The 16,385-nt window shown below is 41.7% G+C and carries 14 protein-coding genes and 1 tRNA gene; 5 read left to right on the top strand and 10 right to left on the bottom strand.

The window, feature by feature from the left end:
- The first annotated feature begins 57 nt into the window (after positions 1-57).
- The gene (locus MSWH1_RS04335; protein WP_048126428.1) at positions 58-1,341 is read left to right on the top strand and encodes a glycosyltransferase; all 1,284 of its coding nucleotides are present in this window, start codon (positions 58-60) and stop codon (positions 1,339-1,341) included.
- A 372-nt stretch (positions 1,342-1,713) separates the two neighbouring features.
- Positions 1,714-3,186 carry a flippase gene (locus MSWH1_RS04330; protein ID WP_048126426.1) on the top strand — a complete coding sequence of 491 codons (1,473 nt, stop codon included), beginning with the start codon at positions 1,714-1,716 and terminating at the stop codon, positions 3,184-3,186.
- 196 nt (positions 3,187-3,382) lie between these two features.
- Here MSWH1_RS04330 and MSWH1_RS04325 read toward each other — a convergent pair whose 3' ends face one another.
- The 4 genes from MSWH1_RS04325 to MSWH1_RS04310 form a co-directional block, all read right to left on the bottom strand.
- Positions 3,383-4,750 (bottom strand): mannose-1-phosphate guanylyltransferase/mannose-6-phosphate isomerase, encoded by a 1,368-nt coding sequence (locus tag MSWH1_RS04325; RefSeq protein ID WP_048126424.1) that lies wholly within the window; start codon positions 4,748-4,750, stop codon positions 3,383-3,385.
- 472 nt (positions 4,751-5,222) lie between these two features.
- Positions 5,223-6,137, bottom strand: a complete 915-nt coding sequence (locus MSWH1_RS04320) for a NosD domain-containing protein (protein WP_197074616.1) — start codon at positions 6,135-6,137, stop codon at positions 5,223-5,225.
- Positions 6,138-6,518: 381 nt separating this feature from the next.
- Positions 6,519-7,268 carry an arsenite methyltransferase gene (locus tag MSWH1_RS04315; RefSeq protein WP_048126417.1) on the bottom strand — a complete coding sequence of 250 codons (750 nt, stop codon included), beginning with the start codon at positions 7,266-7,268 and terminating at the stop codon, positions 6,519-6,521.
- Complete coding sequence (locus tag MSWH1_RS04310) at positions 7,269-7,715, bottom strand: helix-turn-helix transcriptional regulator (RefSeq protein ID WP_048130221.1); 447 nt, start codon at positions 7,713-7,715, stop codon at positions 7,269-7,271.
- A 14-nt stretch (positions 7,716-7,729) separates the two neighbouring features.
- Here MSWH1_RS04310 and MSWH1_RS18800 point away from each other — a divergent pair, with 14 nt between their 5' ends.
- On the top strand, positions 7,730-7,909 hold the full coding sequence (locus MSWH1_RS18800; RefSeq protein WP_197074023.1) for a hypothetical protein: 180 nt from the start codon (positions 7,730-7,732) through the stop codon (positions 7,907-7,909).
- A 43-nt stretch (positions 7,910-7,952) separates the two neighbouring features.
- Here the strand turns inward: MSWH1_RS18800 and MSWH1_RS18795 are convergent, their stop codons facing one another.
- On the bottom strand, positions 7,953-8,126 hold the full coding sequence (locus MSWH1_RS18795; protein WP_156148068.1) for a hypothetical protein: 174 nt from the start codon (positions 8,124-8,126) through the stop codon (positions 7,953-7,955).
- A gap of 626 nt (positions 8,127-8,752) precedes the next feature.
- On the opposite strand from MSWH1_RS18795, the gene MSWH1_RS04300 reads away from it, so the two are divergent.
- Positions 8,753-9,598: a sulfide/dihydroorotate dehydrogenase-like FAD/NAD-binding protein gene (locus MSWH1_RS04300; RefSeq protein ID WP_048126413.1), complete on the top strand. Its 846-nt coding sequence runs from the start codon at positions 8,753-8,755 to the stop codon at positions 9,596-9,598.
- Positions 9,599-9,615: 17 nt separating this feature from the next.
- Positions 9,616-11,025, top strand: coding sequence for an NADPH-dependent glutamate synthase (gene gltA, locus MSWH1_RS04295; protein ID WP_048126411.1), 1,410 nt, complete (start codon positions 9,616-9,618; stop codon positions 11,023-11,025).
- A 498-nt stretch (positions 11,026-11,523) separates the two neighbouring features.
- Here gltA and MSWH1_RS04290 read toward each other — a convergent pair.
- From MSWH1_RS04290 to MSWH1_RS04265, 5 genes are all read right to left on the bottom strand, one after another.
- Positions 11,524-11,595: transfer RNA gene (locus tag MSWH1_RS04290), tRNA-Arg, on the bottom strand.
- Between the two features lie 208 nt (positions 11,596-11,803).
- A complete protein-coding gene (locus MSWH1_RS04285; protein ID WP_048126409.1) occupies positions 11,804-12,346 on the bottom strand; it encodes a nitroreductase in 543 nt (180 codons plus the stop codon).
- A 433-nt stretch (positions 12,347-12,779) separates the two neighbouring features.
- Positions 12,780-13,787, bottom strand: a complete 1,008-nt coding sequence (gene ilvC, locus MSWH1_RS04275) for a ketol-acid reductoisomerase (protein ID WP_048126406.1) — start codon at positions 13,785-13,787, stop codon at positions 12,780-12,782.
- A gap of 348 nt (positions 13,788-14,135) precedes the next feature.
- The gene (ilvN, locus tag MSWH1_RS04270; RefSeq protein ID WP_048126404.1) at positions 14,136-14,621 is read right to left on the bottom strand and encodes an acetolactate synthase small subunit; all 486 of its coding nucleotides are present in this window, start codon (positions 14,619-14,621) and stop codon (positions 14,136-14,138) included.
- Positions 14,621-16,315, bottom strand: coding sequence for an acetolactate synthase large subunit (locus MSWH1_RS04265; RefSeq protein WP_048126401.1), 1,695 nt, complete (start codon positions 16,313-16,315; stop codon positions 14,621-14,623). Before MSWH1_RS04265 ends, ilvN begins: the two co-directional genes overlap by 1 nt.
- Positions 16,316-16,385 lie beyond the last annotated feature (70 nt).

Raw genomic sequence — 16,385 nt, 5'->3', positions numbered from 1 at the left:
TGAAAAAAATATTGTTGATGAGATAATAAGACAGACTCTTGCGATGGCGGTAAAACTATGAAGAAAAAAGAAAATAATATAGTGTTATTATTTACTTCTTATTATCCATATGGAGACATAGCAGAATCTTTTTTAGATCCTGAAATTCCGTACTTAAGTGCAACATTCGAAAAAGTGATATTGATCCCTCTATTATATTCCAATTCTGTTGAAAGAGTAGGAAAACTTCCAGAGAACGTTGAAATTGACGATTCATTATTAAAAGAACAGGCATCCCTCAATAAAGATATAATTAACAAAATTTCATTGATATCAAACGCCATCACATCTATTGATTTTTACAGAGAGATAGTTAACCAACCAAAAATGTTTCTCAATATATCTACAATTAAAACATCAATAGGTTTTTTCGGAAGAGCAGTGAGTATAAAAAAATGGGTTGAAAGATACATAGAATACCAAAAAATCGATCTTTCAAAGACTGTGTTTTACACCTACTGGCTTTCTCTTGCAACCTCTGGAATTTCAATGGCAAAACAAAAAAAACCTACAATGAAAATCGTGGCCAGAGCGCATAGTGGAGATCTTTATAGTGAAAGTAATTATTTACTCCACCGCCCAGAAGTTTTAAAATACTTGAATAGACTCTATTTAATCTCAGAACATGGAAAGAGATACATTTTAGCCAAATATCCTTCTTTTGAGAATTTATTTAAGGTTTCAAGACTAGGCACAAAAGACAGGGGATTTTTATCATCCCCATCATCAGATAATATTTTTAGAATTGTATCCTGTTCGTCTATTATCCCTGTGAAACGTATAGATTTACTGATTCAAAGCCTTGAATTATTAGGCAAAACAAAAAGTTCCCAAAAATATGAATGGACTCATATTGGATATGGACCATTACAACTCGAATTAGAAGATATTGCAAATAAAACTTTACCGGAGAACATCACACATAAATTCATTGGATATATGCCTAACGAAGAGATTTTTTCATATTATAAAAACAACTGTACTGACGTATTTATAAACGTAAGTGCTTTAGAAGGGATTCCGGTTTCAATAATGGAAGCTCAAAGCTGTGGAATTCCAGTCATTGCTACGGAAGTTGGTGGCACCCCAGAAATTGTATCTAATGATGTAGGTTTGCTGCTCAGTAAGAATCCAAGTCCAGAAGAAATTATGGAAGCATTATCTAAAATGATGGAAAATCCAAACAAAATGATGAGGAAAAGAAAAAAAAGCAGAGATAATTGGGAAAATAATTACAATTCAAGAAAAAATTTTGAGATTTTTTCACATGATTTAAAAAAATATAATAAGCTAGCTCTGTAAAAAATATAATTGAAACCAATACAACTAGAAATAATTATATCAGATCTTTTATTCAGAAAACAAGCCATCAGTACATAAAAAGAGAATTAAAAAGAAAACATACAAGAATCAAAAGTGATAACAAAGAAAAAGGTAGTAATATAAAAAAGGGCAACTGTTGTGTCTATTAGAAATAATCTTGGTTTATATGTTACCTACATCCCACAGATTTACACAGTAGTAGAATTTAGTTTCCAATTTGTCCAATATAGTTCATTTTAAGCGACATTGCCATTTCAGCGATTTCCCTCTTGAGAAATATATGGCATTTTTGTGGACATTTGCGGAAAGTGCAATATATTAACTAAACAATGTTCAATTAAGGATAAAAAAATGGTAAAAATTATTAGCATTGGTTCATCCTTCACCAGGATTATGCAAATTGAACAATTGCGTCGCCAGAGCATTGTGACCCTTTCCACAACAATATTACTCACCGCAATTGGTTTTTTAAGTACAATGTATTTTGCCCATTCTGTTGGAGAATCAGTACTGGGATCATACTTTCTTTTTTTAGCCTACTTTAATACCTTAACCCTGATCCTGGATGGTGGTTTGGGAGGAGCAGCAGTTAAGAGGATAAGCGAAGGAAGAGAAAAAAATGAATATTTCACGACAGTTTTTGTATTAAGGATCTTTCTTGTAGGAGTTTCTATAATTATACTTCTTTTTGCCAGGCCTATCCTTGAAAATGTCGACCAATCAGGAATGTATTCATGGCTGTTTATAGCTTTAATTATCGGGATTTTCTGGAATAGTGTTTCAAATGGGAACTACGGCTCCGGGAAAGTGGGATTAAATCAAACTTGTGGGTTTATAAGCAGTGCAGGATGTACGGTTTTTCAGGTGATTGCCGTATACCTGGGCTTCGGGGCAAATGGGCTTGCCGGGGGCTTTATATTTGGAATGATCGCAGCCACTGTAATAGGATTTCATTATTTAGACCTCAGATTTAAAAGATTTAATACCGAACATTTAAAAAGCATATTTTCATATTCCTTCTGGATTTTTTTAGCTTCAAGTGGAAGCCTTGTATTCAGCTATGCCGACACAATAATTATAGGACAGTTTTTAGAAACCGCCGATGTTGGGATATACAGGGTAGCATTTCAATTTACAACAGCTGCAACCTTTACAACACTCGCAATGAAAACGGTACTCTTCCCAAAAGTGAGCAACTGGAATGCAAACGGAGAATTAAAAATGGCAGAGAATGCCTTTGCAAAAGGCATAACATATTCTTTGCTGCTTGCAGTACCTGTTTTTGCAGGAGGAATTATACTCGGGGATAAAATGCTCTATTTCTTTTATGGAGAAGGTTTTGCACGGGGCACGCAGACCTTTTACGTGCTACTGGCAGTGCAACTTGTAAATGTGTTCATGTTTCTGCAAACCATGTATCTGAATGCCCTGAACCACCCAAAAGAATCATTTAAAGTAACAGCGGTAGCAGCAACTGCAAATATAGCCCTTGATTTCATGTTGATTCCGATCCTTGGGATCCTCGGAGCAGCGGTTGCAACTCTTATTACCATGATCCTGAACTCTTTACTCGCATACCTGGCATTGAAACGTATGATTCACGTTAGACTTGAATACCAGGAAATAAAAAATATCGCAATCGCAACTATAACAATGGGACTGGGGGTGGGATGTTATCGGATTTTAGTGCCTTTATCAAACATATGGCTTACATTAATCCCAATAATACTGGGAGCTATTTTGTACGTTCTCCTGCTCTTAAAACTTGACTCCAATATCCGGAGTGAAATAATACAGATCGGAAAGCAGATAGGATTACAGTAACCCCGTAAAATAAAAATATAAAGAATACATCCGCATTCGCGGAGTAGAACTTCCAAAAAAAAAGCCTTCACACAATAATATCATTGTTAAAAGTTTAGTTGGAGGATGGATCACACGATTCCAGGCTCGTGTAATTTACTCCTATTTTAACCAGTCCATCTCTCCAGACACTAACGTTTATGCTAATAGCCTCTTATCAGCTTCTCCCATAAACATCATCAAACCTGACAATGTCCCCTTCGTCCACAAGCTCTCCTAACTGTACCTCAATAATCTCCAGCGGAACCTTCCCCGGATTCGATAACCTGTGCTTTTGTCCGGCTCTGATAAATGTGCTTTCCCCAGGCCTCAGGAAAAACTGATCTCCATCCACTTCCACGCAGGCCATGCCTTTTACAACCACCCAGTGTTCACTCCTGTGGTAGTGCAATTGCAGGCTTAACTTATGATCAGAAAGCACAGTAATATTTTTTATTTTATGACCGGGAGAAGCATCAAGGAGTGTATATGAACCCCAGGGGCGGTAGACTGTTTGCCCGATAAATGCTCTTTCATCGTTCCTGCCCTTCAGGTCGGTGACTATTTCCTTTACTTTCTGGCTGCTGGATTTGGGACATATTAACAGAGCATCACTCGTGTCAACAATAACCATATCCTTAATATCAATCAGGGAAACGATTTTGCCACATTTCGAATACACTAGGTTGCCGTCTGAGTTGAGAAGCATGGAGTCACATTCATGGATCACGTTTCCTACTGAATCCTTTTCCAGCTCGTCATAAATTGCCGCAAAGTTTCCAAGGTCACTCCATTTCTGGTCCAGCTTTACGACAGCAACTCTATCAGACTTTTCCATTATGCCGTAATCAATGGAAACCTTATCCACACATGCATAAATGTCATTAATACTGCCCCCTTTCTCAAAGCAGGCAAAAACCGAAGGCGCGTGTTTTTTGACTTCTTCAAAGAAAAGCTGCGTCTCAAAAAGGAACATCCCGCTATTCCAGAGACAGCCTTCTTCAATGTATATTTGTGCGGTTTCAAAATCAGGCTTTTCTCGGAATTCCGAAACCTTGTAACCAGGCTCGCAGGACTCTGAAGCTTTAATGTAACCGTATCCTGTATGAGGGAGTGTAGGAATAACCCCGAAAGTGACCAGATAATCCGAAGCCAGCTTTTCAGCTGAAGAAATCGTTGCCATTGCAGCTCTGTCAAGCACATGATCGGAGGAAAATACCCCTACGATTGAATTCCCGAATTTTCTATCAATCTCTTTCATTCCAAAGAAGATTGCAGGAAGTGTGTTCTTGCCTTCGGGCTCGATCAGGACATTCTCAGGAGGAATTGAGTATCCCATTTCCTTGATCTGTCCGATCACGAAAAATTTCTGGGCTTCGTTCGTTACCACAAAAATCTCAGAAATATCTGAAACCTCAAAACATCGAAGCACTGTTTCCTGAAAAAGTGAGGTCTCACCGAATTTTAAAAATTGTTTGGGATACATTTCCCGGCTGAGAGGCCAGAGTCTCGTCCCTGAGCCACCTGCAAGAATTATCGACTTAATCCTGTCATCTCCTTTAGGTGTTGGTAAAATACATCTGATCTAAGTAGAGCCCACTCAATATAAATGCATGGACTGTTTTGAAGTAATGGAATTTTTGAAACAATTTTGTTGAAATAACCAGATCATACATACTACATACTTGAAAAAGTGATTATTCAAGCAATATATTAAAAACAGTTGTTAAATAAACTTTGCCCGGGGAAGCTGAGAATAAAAAAGTGAGAAATTATAGTTTTCCGGGTTCAATAAGTCCGGTTCAATAAGTCCGGTTCAATATGTCCGGTTCAATATGTCCGGTTCAATATGTCCGGTTCAATATGTCCGGTTCAATAAGTCCGGTTCAATGAATCCGGTTCAATGAATCCGGTTCAATAAGTCCGGTTCAATGAATCCGATTAACAAAGTCCGATTCACTGGGGCCATTTGTTACCCATTTAAAAGTTCACTGTAGTTCACTTGTTTTTACTGTATTTCACTTATTATCTTCGTAAAAATCGCTTCCTCCCCAACCCATTACTCTTTTTATGATAAATATTCCGAGAGCGAATACAAATAAGGCAAATCCCAAAAGAGAAACCGTAAGGGAACGTTCATTGTTTTGGAAAAGTGGAGGGCGAAGTATAAGAGGCATATAATCGATATTACCTTCTCCCAGGTCATATGAAGCATCGCAGAATCCATCATCATCCAGATCTTCAATAACACACATGGCTGTGCTTTGAGGATCAGTCCAATAGTTTCCACCGATATAAGAACCCCCCGCAATATTTATTCCTCTCTCCCGAGTTATATTCCAGGTATTCTCTGAGTTAATACCTTCATAACCGATATTTACAGTGTTTTGAAAGAAGTTATTATAAATGAGGTTTCTACTGCTATTTGAGAGCATAAAGCCATACTCGGTATTGTAATGAAGGAGATTTCCAATAACACGGTTTTCGTCTGAAGCTTCAAGCAAAATGCCATCCAGACTGTTCATTTTCACCCTGTTGTTGATAACCCAATTATCTTTCGAAAATTTCAGGAAAATTCCTACCTCATTCCCAGAAACATCATTTAGATTCAACATATTGGTAGCAGAAGATTCGAGATAAATTCCCAGGCGATTACTGGAAAGATTATTGTTGCTTATCATAATTCCATGCGTATCCTCCAGATAAATGCCAGCTTTCTGAGTATCATTAGCGCCATTTATGGAAAAACCACTTATAGTTACGTTATTTGCAATTACATGAAATACATGATCATGAGGATTTTTTGCAGTTACAATATTTTTTTCAGGCTTTCCAGAGATTGAACGAACAGAAATTTCTTTGTCAAGATATATGTTCTCAGTATAAAGTCCATTATACACATAAACCGTATCTCCAGCCTCGGCTGCATTCACGGCCTCCTGAATAGAGGGAAAGTCCTTATTACCGTCACTCCCCACAGTGATTCGTCTGGCACCCGCAGAGCCTGAGCTGAGCAACAAAAGTAAAAAACCTATTGCAAAACAGATTTTTACGGATCTTATGATTTTCAGTAATATCACCTCAAAGAGACCGACCCCTATCACCCTGTTCCCCATATTCAGGAGGGCCCCTGTATTCAGAAGATAAGACTTAGAATCCCGGATCTAAAATACCATAACATTAAAAAATAATAATTGAATAGTAATATAAATAGATTGAGGGATATACTTATTGAATCATAGTTTCTGAGTAATCTGCCGACAAAGTCCCCCCCATTAAATTATTTTCATACCCGGGTCTCCATTAAATTCTTTTCATATCCAAGCCTTTAATTTCAGGCTTTCGACTGGAAGACCTCCATACTGCCTTTTACTTATATCCAAATCTTCAGCCAGAGTTTTAACCGAGAACCCTGCTTTTTTTAAAAGGCCCAGATACTCCTTTTTTAACACAGCTCCGGCAACACAGCCTGCAAGCAGGTCTTTGTTGTTTTTAAGATCTTCGGGTAGCTCAGCCAGGAGGACCATATCCGAAACATACATCCTGCCTTCTGGCTTCAGCACCCGGAAAGCTTCCCTGAAAACCTTTTCTTTATCCGGCGCGAGGTTAATCACACAGTTGCTGATAATAACATCCACCGAGCGATCATCAATCGGAAGTGCTTCAATATCCCCCTGGCGGAATTCAACATTTAAATATCCATATTGTAGGGCGTTAACCTGAGCTTTTTCAACCATTTCAGGAGTCATATCGACCCCAATAACCTTTCCCGAGCTTCCGACTCTCTGTGCAGCAAGGAAACAATCAAATCCCGCACCCGAGCCCAGATCCAGGACAGTATCCCCAGGTTTCAGTTCTGCAAAAGCTGCAGGATTACCACAGCCAAGACCCAGGTTTGCATTCGGAACAGCCTGGACATCCTCTTCCGAATAGCCAAGAGATTTAGACAAGTCTGCTGAACTCGAATCCCCGCAGCATCCACCGCCAGAACAGCAGGAACCCCCTAAAGTTGCAATTTCCTGATACTTCTTTTTGATAACTTCTTTTTTTTCAGCGGCATCCATTCATTTACCCCGTTCCTTATTGTTCACATCTTCATTTTTGATCTCAAGATTTAGTTTCGTTTTGTTCTTAGCTTTGTTTTCATCTCGATAATCAGTTCTCTCATTAATAATATTGTGAATTCTGTTTTCAGTTTTATCGGTATGACAAACTCTGGAAACTTGTTGCTCATCACAGCAGGACTTTATATCCATGATTCCAAGAGATACAAGCAAACACTCGATCTCCTCGTTTTTGATGCTGTAGATGATATTTCGTCCCTGTCTTTCGTATTTTAAAATTCCAGCTTCGACAAGAACCTTCAGGTGCTTTGAAACCGTTGTCTGGTCCTTTTTCGTTAGGGAAGAGAAATCACAGGCACAGTAACTATGCTCCAGCAGGTAAGAAAGGATAGTAAGCCGGGTCTCATCTCCGAGAGCTTTAAATAACTTTACTTTACTATCAAGCATTGTTATATGGATATATGGGCATATATGCATATAATATTTATGATAAAATTTACCTGATGAGAAATAATAAATTTGAAGCTAAAAGAAGATCTGAAACTAAAAGAAGATCTGAAGCTAAAAGAAGATCTGAAACTAAAAGAAGATCTGAAGCTAAAAGAAGATCTGAAGCTAAAAGGCGTTTAGGGAAAGAGTAGTCAGAAGAAAAAAATAAAAATAAAAATAAAAGTAAAGACCTGCTCATTTGCACGTGTCAAGCAGACCTTTCTTTTTACCTCCTCTCTGTTCAGAGGGGTGTATAGGCTCAACTTTAGCTTCTTCTACTTCTGTCTTTTCTTCCTCAATAAGCGCCTTTCTCTCTTCCTCATCGTATTTTTCGCAACTTACTATAGGTTTTTTCTTATGTTCTGGCATAGATTAATTCCCCTAATCAGTTTACGCCTTTAAAAATAATACTTATACCTCAGGTTTCAATCCAATGTCCCAGGACTCGGTTAACCTTTGAAAGATTCCCAGTTTTTCAGGCCTCATCAGATTGCATTTTCAACAATCCTCGATCTATGGGATTTTAAGACAGATTACCAGATCCCGTCGCGGCGAACAAACAATCTCTTGATTAATATTTCTTTATTTGCCTTCGAACCGGATGGTTCTCTTTTAGATCCCTGACTTCTTTTTCTCTCCATCCTCCTTTCTACTATTCCCGGATAAAGTAAATTTGGGAAATTTACCCCTAATTTTATTACACTCACCAGATTTATTAAATTTTTGTAAAAAGGACAAAAGAACCTGAAAAAATGTTGTTCATTTTTAAATAGGAAGTCAAAAAAACAGGCGTTTATAAATTCACTAAAAAAATAGGGCAAAACAGGTAGAATAATTAAAATTATTTGGGAGAATATATATTCCATTAATCATTATAAGGGGAACGTCCATGCGGAAAGGCAAAAGGACAGGAACCTGCACAAAGCTCAGTTACATTTAAATTTACCCTATCATTTGTTCAGAAGATATGCTTTTACTCAGGAAAATGTGATCTCATGGCATATAGAATACTGGAAAAGGAAGAGATTGCCCCATCGGTGCACAGAATGGTAATAGATGCCCCTGATGTGGCAAAGGCTGCGAAAGCCGGACAGTTCATAATCCTCAGGATTGATGAAAGGGGGGAAAGAGTTCCTCTTACAATTGCGGATTTTGAGAGAGAGACAGGCACGGTTACTGTTATTTTTCAAGAAATGGGCAAGACCACAAAACAGCTTGCAAAGCTTTCTGCAGGCGATTCCCTTGAGGATTTTGTCGGGCCCCTCGGAACCCCTGCCGACATAAGACAGCTTGGCACTGTAATTCTTGTAGGAGGAGGGGTAGGAGTTGCCCCAATCTACCCTCAGGCAAAGGCTTATACGAGTGCAGGCAACCGGGTAATTACAATTATAGGAGCCCGGAACAAGGACCTCCTGATTCTGGAAAAAGAAATGGAGGAAGCCAGTTCCGAACTGTACATAGCAACCGATGACGGGTCAAAAGGGCACCACGGGTTTGTGACCGATATCATGAAAAAGATTCTGGACAGCGGCGAAAAGGTTGCAAGGGTTGTAATTATAGGCCCGCCAATCATGATGAAAGTGGGGGCAGGGGTTGCTTCCCCCTATGATGTGGAAATCCTTGTCAGTCTTAATTCCATAATGGTAGACGGGACCGGGATGTGCGGAGGTTGCAGAGTTACTGTCGGCGGAGAAACGAAGTTTACGTGCGTTGACGGTCCTGAATTTGACGCCCGAAAAGTAGACTTTGTCCAGCTCATGAACAGGCTTGCAATGTACCGCGGCGAAGAGGCAGAAGCTGTGGAAAAATACGAAGAGAAATGCAGATGCGGACTGCACTGAGAAGGAGGGGATAAAACATGTGTGGATTACAGGAAAAAAAGACAGAAAAAGCAAAGAAAGAAAGGACCCCGATGCCAGAGCAGCCTGCTGACGAGCGCAGGAAGAACTTTAATGAAGTAACCCTCGGCTACACGAAAGAGGATGCCCTTGCCGAAGCTTCCAGATGCCTCTCCTGCAAGGACCCAAAATGTGTTGAGGGCTGCCCTGTGAATGTGGATATCCCTGGCTTTATCAAGCTGGTCTGTGAGGAAGATTTTGAAGGAGCAATCGAGAAAATAAAAACCACAAACGCTCTCCCTGCCATCTGCGGGCGTGTCTGCCCCCAGGAGACCCAGTGTGAAGCCCTCTGTGTGCTAGGCAAAAAAGGGCAGCCCGTTGCAATCGGAAGGCTTGAGCGTTTCTGCGCAGATTATGAGCGCGAAAAAGGCATGAAGGCTCCTGGGACTATGCCTCCAACTGGCAAAAAGGTAGCAGTTGTGGGTTCCGGGCCTGCAAGCCTTACTGCCGCAGCAGACCTCGCAAAACTTGGCCACAAAGTCACAATCTTTGAGTCTCTGCACAAAGCCGGAGGAGTCCTGAGTTACGGCATCCCCGAGTTCAGGCTGCCAAAGGAAATTGTGCGGCAGGAAGTAGAGTACATCGAAAAGCTTGGGGTAGAGGTAAAGCCCAATTATGTAATTGGCAGGATAAAGACCTTAGACGAACTCTGCGAAGAGTTTGATGCGGTCTTTTTGGGCACAGGCGCAGGGCTCCCTAACTTTATGGGAATCGAAGGGGAAAACTTAAGCGGCGTATATTCCGCAAATGAATTCCTGACCCGTGTAAACCTCATGAAAGCCTATGACCCTGAATACGACACAAGAGTAAGGTGTGGGAAGCAGGTTGTGGTTGTAGGAGGTGGAAACGTAGCAATGGATGCCGCCCGCTCTGCTCTCCGCCTAGGCGCAGAAGAAGTAAATATAGTCTACCGCCGAGGAGAAGAAGAAATGCCCGCCCGCCGGGAAGAAGTTGAGCACGCCAAAGAAGAAGGTATAATCTTCAGGTTCCTTACAAACCCTGTCCGCATCCTTGGAGACGAAAAGTTCAATGTTACAGGCGTCGAGTGCATAAAAATGGAACTTGGAGAACCTGACAAGTCCGGCAGAAGAAGCCCTGCCCCCGTAGAAGGCTCGGAATTTCTTGTCCCTGCAGAAGTTGTGGTTATCGCTATAGGCACCTCTCCGAACCCGATCATTTTCAAAGGCTCAGAAGGCCTTGAACAGAACAGGAGGGGCACTGTTGTTGCTGATGACGAAACCGGAGCAACCTCCAAATGCGGAGTCTTTGCAGGTGGAGATGTGGTAACAGGCGCAGCGACCGTAATCAGTGCAATGGGCGCAGGAAAGAAAGCTGCAAAGGCAATTGATGAGTATTTAAGAAAAAAATAAGATAGAAAAGGAAAAAACAGAGGTCTGAAAAATATATTCAGTGTCTCTTTCTTTCCATATTTTTTCAACACAAAAAATAGCTTACATCAGAATATTCATTTTTTACCAAATTTGTAAACTACCCATCATTAAAAACTCTAGATTGGCTTGAAATCAAAGACTTCCCACAACTATCTTCAACAGCACAATCAAAGCTACAATCAAAAAGAGCGTCCACACAAGTGGAAGCAGGAATCTGAGCAGAAAGTACAATATTATTGCTATAAAAATTAACTGAACTATAGATAATCTATTTCTTCCTACACGTAGAAAACGACGATTTAATCCGCGAGCCATGCTGCAAACCTTCCAAATTTTTATTGTTTATATATTTACTTCAGTTCTCTTATTATATTTTATGCCCGTAGATATAAATATATTCTGAAAAGCTTCCAGAATATGAACTCAAAATAAAAGTCCACTATGAATATATAGAAGCTCAGCAGAAAAATACAGGAACAGGTCTGCTGGGAATCGAACCCAGGTACGAAGCTCCGGAGGCTCCAATGATATCCGCTACACCACAGACCTTCATTGTGAAAAAATTATGTTCGGTTAACTGATATATAAAACGGTGATCAGTTAACTGGCTGGTAATAGTGCTAAATAGATTATAAATCTAATCCTCAATCATATTATAAATATTATTTTAAAGAAAGTTTATCAAAATAAACTTCCGACAGGTTAATTTAAAATTTCCGAATTTTGTGTTCACTTCAGGAACTTTGAATTCAGGAGCTTATTCTCCCCATTTCTGCCTGTATCTGTCTTCAAAAACAAGTTCCGAAAGGGCTTTCCGTGTAGAAGTTCTCTCTTTTGGGACTGGCTCCCCGATAGCCAGCACAGCCATGAGTTCGAGTTTTGAGGGGCACTCAAGAATTGAATTGACCTTCTCATTCTGTTTTAATATCTCCCCCAGCCAGACCGCGCCCAGGCCGAGTTCACAGCAGGCAAGAAGCATGTTCTGGATGGCGGCACCGATTGCCTGGACGTCTTTAGTGTGAGAATAAGAATTTTCCGTATCCAGATAGACAGCAATCAGAAGCGGTGCGCCCACAACCACTTTCGTATAATGAGTGCATTCCGAAAGCTGCATAATGGTTCCCTTTTCCCGGACAACTATAAAGCGCCAGGGCTGGTTATTCAACCCGGAAGGAGCCCAACGACCTGCATTCAGGATTATGTTAATTTCGTCCTTGCTGATGGGTTTGTCCGTAAACTCCCGGACACTCCTTCTGTTGAGAATGGTATCAATGACTTTACTTTCTCCTGTTACTGGCATATTTTCCCTCCTAATTGAATTTTCAATTTCAGATTTAGTATCTTTCTGTTAAAAGATTGGAATCAAGTTATTAAACGTTACCGGCAAGCAGGCAGCAATTACCTGTATACAACCCTAAAAAAAGCCATAAATTAATTTCGGGGATAAATTAATTTTGGGAAAAATGAAATTATTCTCTTGGTCTGGAGCTGTTTTTGGATATATACCTCTTAATTACGGCGTCGTTTATGGGTAACTTTTATCTGATTGGCAGGCCGGCTAAGACTCAACATGGCGTGAGAAAGAAGGATTTAAAGCTTCCAGCTCCGGATATCAGAATAGCGGAAAATGAAGGACCGCCAGTCAGAAAAAAGTCCAGAAAAAAGTCCAGAAAAAATAAGTTGCCAGGCTGTCTAACTGGCCTGGCCTGAAACTAAAAAAAGCAACTTAAAGCTCAGTCGTCATCAATCTTCTTGTTGAGCCAGGGGATGTTTGCCCGGATTTCCTTGCCGACAATCTCAAGCGGGTGTTCATTTTCCTGGCGTTCCATGGCTTTGAGTACGGGGTGGTTAACCATGCCTTCAAGGACGAATTCCTTTGCAAACTCGCCATTCTGGATTCTCTCAAGAGCCTCGTACATGGCTTCACGGGATTCTTCATTGATGACCCTCGGGCCCACAGTCATACCGCCGTATTCTGCGGTGTTGGAGACGGAGTGCCACATTCTCTCAAGACCACCTTCGTAAATCAGGTCCACAATGAGCTTAACTTCATGGCAGGTTTCGAAGTACGCCATTTCAGGCTGGTACCCGGCTTCCACAAGCACCTCAAAAGCTGTCTTGATAAGCGCGGAAAGCCCTCCGCAGAGGTCGACCTGTTCTCCGAAAAGGTCTGTTTCGGTTTCTTCACGGAAAGTGGTTTCGTAAACTCCTGCCCTGGTTGCACCGATACCCTTGGCATAAGAGAGAGCAAGGTCCCTTGCTGTTCCGGTTGCGTCCTGATAGACAGCAATCAGGCCCGGCACCCCGATGCCTTCTGTATAGGTTCTCCTGACAATGTGTCCAGGACCTTTGGGGGCGACCATGAAGACGTCCACATCTTTTGGAGGCACTATCTGGTTGTAGTGGATATTGAACCCGTGGGCAAAAACAAGGGCATTGCCGGCTTTCAGGTTAGGCTCAATCTGAGAATAGTAAACAGATGATTGCTTCTCATCCGGGAGGAGGATCATGATAACGTCTGCAGCTTTTGCAGCGTCTTCAACAGTCATAACCTTCAGGCCGTCGGACTCGGCTTTTGCCCAGCTGGAACTGCTTTTCCTGAGCCCAACCACAACATTGAGCCCGGACTCATGCAGATTTCTGGCATGCGCGTGGCCCTGGCTTCCGTAGCCCATTACTGCGATTGTTTTATCTTTAAGTGCATCAAAAGTGGTTTCGTCATCATAAATTATCGTTGCCATTACTAAATTCTCCTGATTGATTTTACTAATTAATTCTTCAGATTGATTTTACTAATTAATTCTTCGGATTGATTTTACTGATTAAATTTTAGATTCCTTAATTATTCAATGAAAATTTCCTGCAATATTCGGGGAGTGTATTAATTTAAACACGCACATTTCCCTGAAAATTAAACTGATTTTCAAAAAGTTACCATTTCTGGGCCCGTACAGCCGTCTAAAGTGTAAAGAGAAGCCAGAAACCCAGAAAGTATATAAGAAACCTTTTTAAATAAAAAAGGCTTCCAGTTGCCCCAATCTGTGAAAAAAATAATTGAGCAGCCACCTCTCTTTACCTGCCCTTAATATTTAAACCTTCTTTGACCCACGCACAATTGCAATCTTGCCTGTCCTGACCAGTTCCTTGATCCCGAACTGGCGGAGAAGTTTCTCGATTGCCTGGATCTTGTCTTCGTCCCCTGTTACCTCAACAGTCATGGACTTCGGGGCAACATCCACTATCCGGGCTCTGAAGATATTTGCAATCTGGATAATTTCTGCCCTTGTGCTCGCATCAGCTGTGACCTTAATAAGGGCAAGTTCCCGCTCAACCGCATCATCGCCTCCGATATCCGAGACCTTAATAACATCTATGAGCTTGTTGAGCTGTTTTGTTACCTGTTCGAGCACATGGTCATCCCCATGAACCACAATGGTGATTCTCGAAATATCAGGGTCTTCGGTAACTCCCACAGCCAGGCTGTCGATATTGTATCCGCGCCTTGAGAACAGCGAAGCCACTCTGGAGAGCACACCTGCCTTATTTTCCACAAGGATTGCAAGCGTGTGTTTCATCAGTGTTCCTCCGTGTCAATAATCTCGTTAATAGCAGCTCCTGCCGGCACCATAGGGTAGACATTTGCTTCACATTCAACAATCACGTCAACAATAGCCGGCCTGCCGGACCTGACCGCTTCTTCGATTGCAGGTCTGACTTCAGACGGTTTTTCTGCGCGCAGCCCTAGAGCCCCGTAGGCTTCGGCAAGCTTTACGAAGTCAACACTGCCCTTAATACAGGTACAGGAATACCTCCGGTCATAGAAGAGTTCCTGCCACTGCCTGACCATGCCCAGATAACCGTTATTCAGGATCACGGAAACAACCGGAATATCGTTCTGAACCAGAGTCGCGAGCTCCTGAGAGTTCATCTGGAAAGAGCCATCCCCTGCGATATTGATAACGGTCTTATCCGGCTTTCCAACCTTGGCCCCCATGGCTGCAGGGAGCCCGTATCCCATTGTGCCAAGCCCACCTGACGTAAGGAAGGTCCGAGGCGTGCTATATTTGAAGAACTGAGCTGCCCACATCTGGTGCTGCCCAACTTCAGTGACTATGATTGCGTCCTTACAAGCTTCGGATATCTGCTTGACAACAAACTGAGGCATTACCACATCTGGAGAAATCTGACTGTAGCCAAGAGGATATTCCTTCTTCCAATAGTTTATCTTTTCAATCCATTCTGCGGAATTACAGCGCTGGATATATTTAATCAGGGATTTGAGTACCTGTTTTGCGTCCCCGACAATAGGGACATGAACTATTACATTCTTGGAGATCTCGGCTGGATCAACATCAATATGGATAATCCTGGCGTTGGGAGCAAAAGACTCGATTTTACCGGTCACACGGTCATCAAACCTTGCTCCCACAGCAATGATAAGATCAGACTCCTGAACTGCATAGTTAGCGTATTTGCACCCGTGCATCCCCAGCATTCCTACATAGAGGGGATGTTCGGTCGGAATAGAGCTTATCCCCATAAGAGTGGTGGTAACCGGAGCCATGATAGTCTCAGCAAGCTCAACGAGTTCTGCACTCGCGTTCGAACTTATTACTCCCCCTCCTGCGTAGATTATAGGCCTGCAGGAGTTTGCAATTTCTTCAGCTGCTCGTTTTATCTGCTGAGTATTACCTTTGTAAGTGGGCTTATAGCCTCTAAGCTGTACCTTGTCAGGATATTGTAAATCAATCTCTATATTCTGTACATCCTTTGGAAGGTCAATCAATACCGGGCCAGGCCTTCCGGTGGACGCTATGTGGAAGGCTTCTTTCACAATCCTCGGGATTTCCTGTGGGTCCTGTATAAGATAATTGTGCTTGGTAATTGGCTGAGTAATGCCTGTAATATCTGCTTCCTGGAAGGCGTCGTTTCCGATAAGGGATCTTGGTACCTGGCCGGTTAAGGCTACAATTGGAACTGAGTCCATATATGCGGTAGCAATACCTGTTACCAGATTGGTTGCTCCGGGGCCTGAAGTAGAAACACATACCCCGGTCTTTCCAGTAGCACGGGCATACCCGTCCGCAGCATGAGCCGCTGCCTGTTCGTGGCGTACGAGTATGTGGCGCAGATCTGAATCATAGAGTTCGTTGTAGAAAGGAATGATCTGCCCTCCGGGGTATCCGAAGAGAGTGTCAACCCCTTCCTTTTCGAGGCACTTTATAAGAGCCTTTGCGCCGTTAACTTTTTCTGTTGACCCGGTTGTCATTATTTATCTCCTTATTTATTTCTTGAGATTTGGTCTAACTGGACACTCACATATTTTCATTATGAATTTA

This window comes from Methanosarcina sp. WH1, assembly GCF_000970005.1.
Taxonomy (GTDB): domain Archaea; phylum Halobacteriota; class Methanosarcinia; order Methanosarcinales; family Methanosarcinaceae; genus Methanosarcina.
This window is presented reverse-complemented; position numbering and strand designations above follow the sequence as displayed.

Excerpts from the sequence above, each read along its gene's own strand:
- MSWH1_RS04335 (WP_048126428.1), top strand. The coding sequence starts at position 58 with ATGAAGAAAAAAGAAAATAATATAGTGTTATTATTTACTTCTTATTAT.
- MSWH1_RS04330 (WP_048126426.1), top strand. The coding sequence starts at position 1,714 with ATGGTAAAAATTATTAGCATTGGTTCATCCTTCACCAGGATTATGCAA.
- MSWH1_RS04315 (WP_048126417.1), bottom strand. The coding sequence starts at position 7,268 with ATGGATGCCGCTGAAAAAAAAGAAGTTATCAAAAAGAAGTATCAGGAA.
- MSWH1_RS04310 (WP_048130221.1), bottom strand. The coding sequence starts at position 7,715 with ATGCTTGATAGTAAAGTAAAGTTATTTAAAGCTCTCGGAGATGAGACC.
- MSWH1_RS18800 (WP_197074023.1), top strand. The coding sequence starts at position 7,730 with ATGGGCATATATGCATATAATATTTATGATAAAATTTACCTGATGAGA.
- MSWH1_RS18795 (WP_156148068.1), bottom strand. The coding sequence starts at position 8,126 with ATGCCAGAACATAAGAAAAAACCTATAGTAAGTTGCGAAAAATACGAT.
- MSWH1_RS04300 (WP_048126413.1), top strand. The coding sequence starts at position 8,753 with ATGGCATATAGAATACTGGAAAAGGAAGAGATTGCCCCATCGGTGCAC.
- gltA (WP_048126411.1), top strand. The coding sequence starts at position 9,616 with ATGTGTGGATTACAGGAAAAAAAGACAGAAAAAGCAAAGAAAGAAAGG.
- MSWH1_RS04285 (WP_048126409.1), bottom strand. The coding sequence starts at position 12,346 with ATGCCAGTAACAGGAGAAAGTAAAGTCATTGATACCATTCTCAACAGA.
- ilvC (WP_048126406.1), bottom strand. The coding sequence starts at position 13,787 with ATGGCAACGATAATTTATGATGACGAAACCACTTTTGATGCACTTAAA.
- ilvN (WP_048126404.1), bottom strand. The coding sequence starts at position 14,621 with ATGAAACACACGCTTGCAATCCTTGTGGAAAATAAGGCAGGTGTGCTC.
- MSWH1_RS04265 (WP_048126401.1), bottom strand. The coding sequence starts at position 16,315 with ATGACAACCGGGTCAACAGAAAAAGTTAACGGCGCAAAGGCTCTTATA.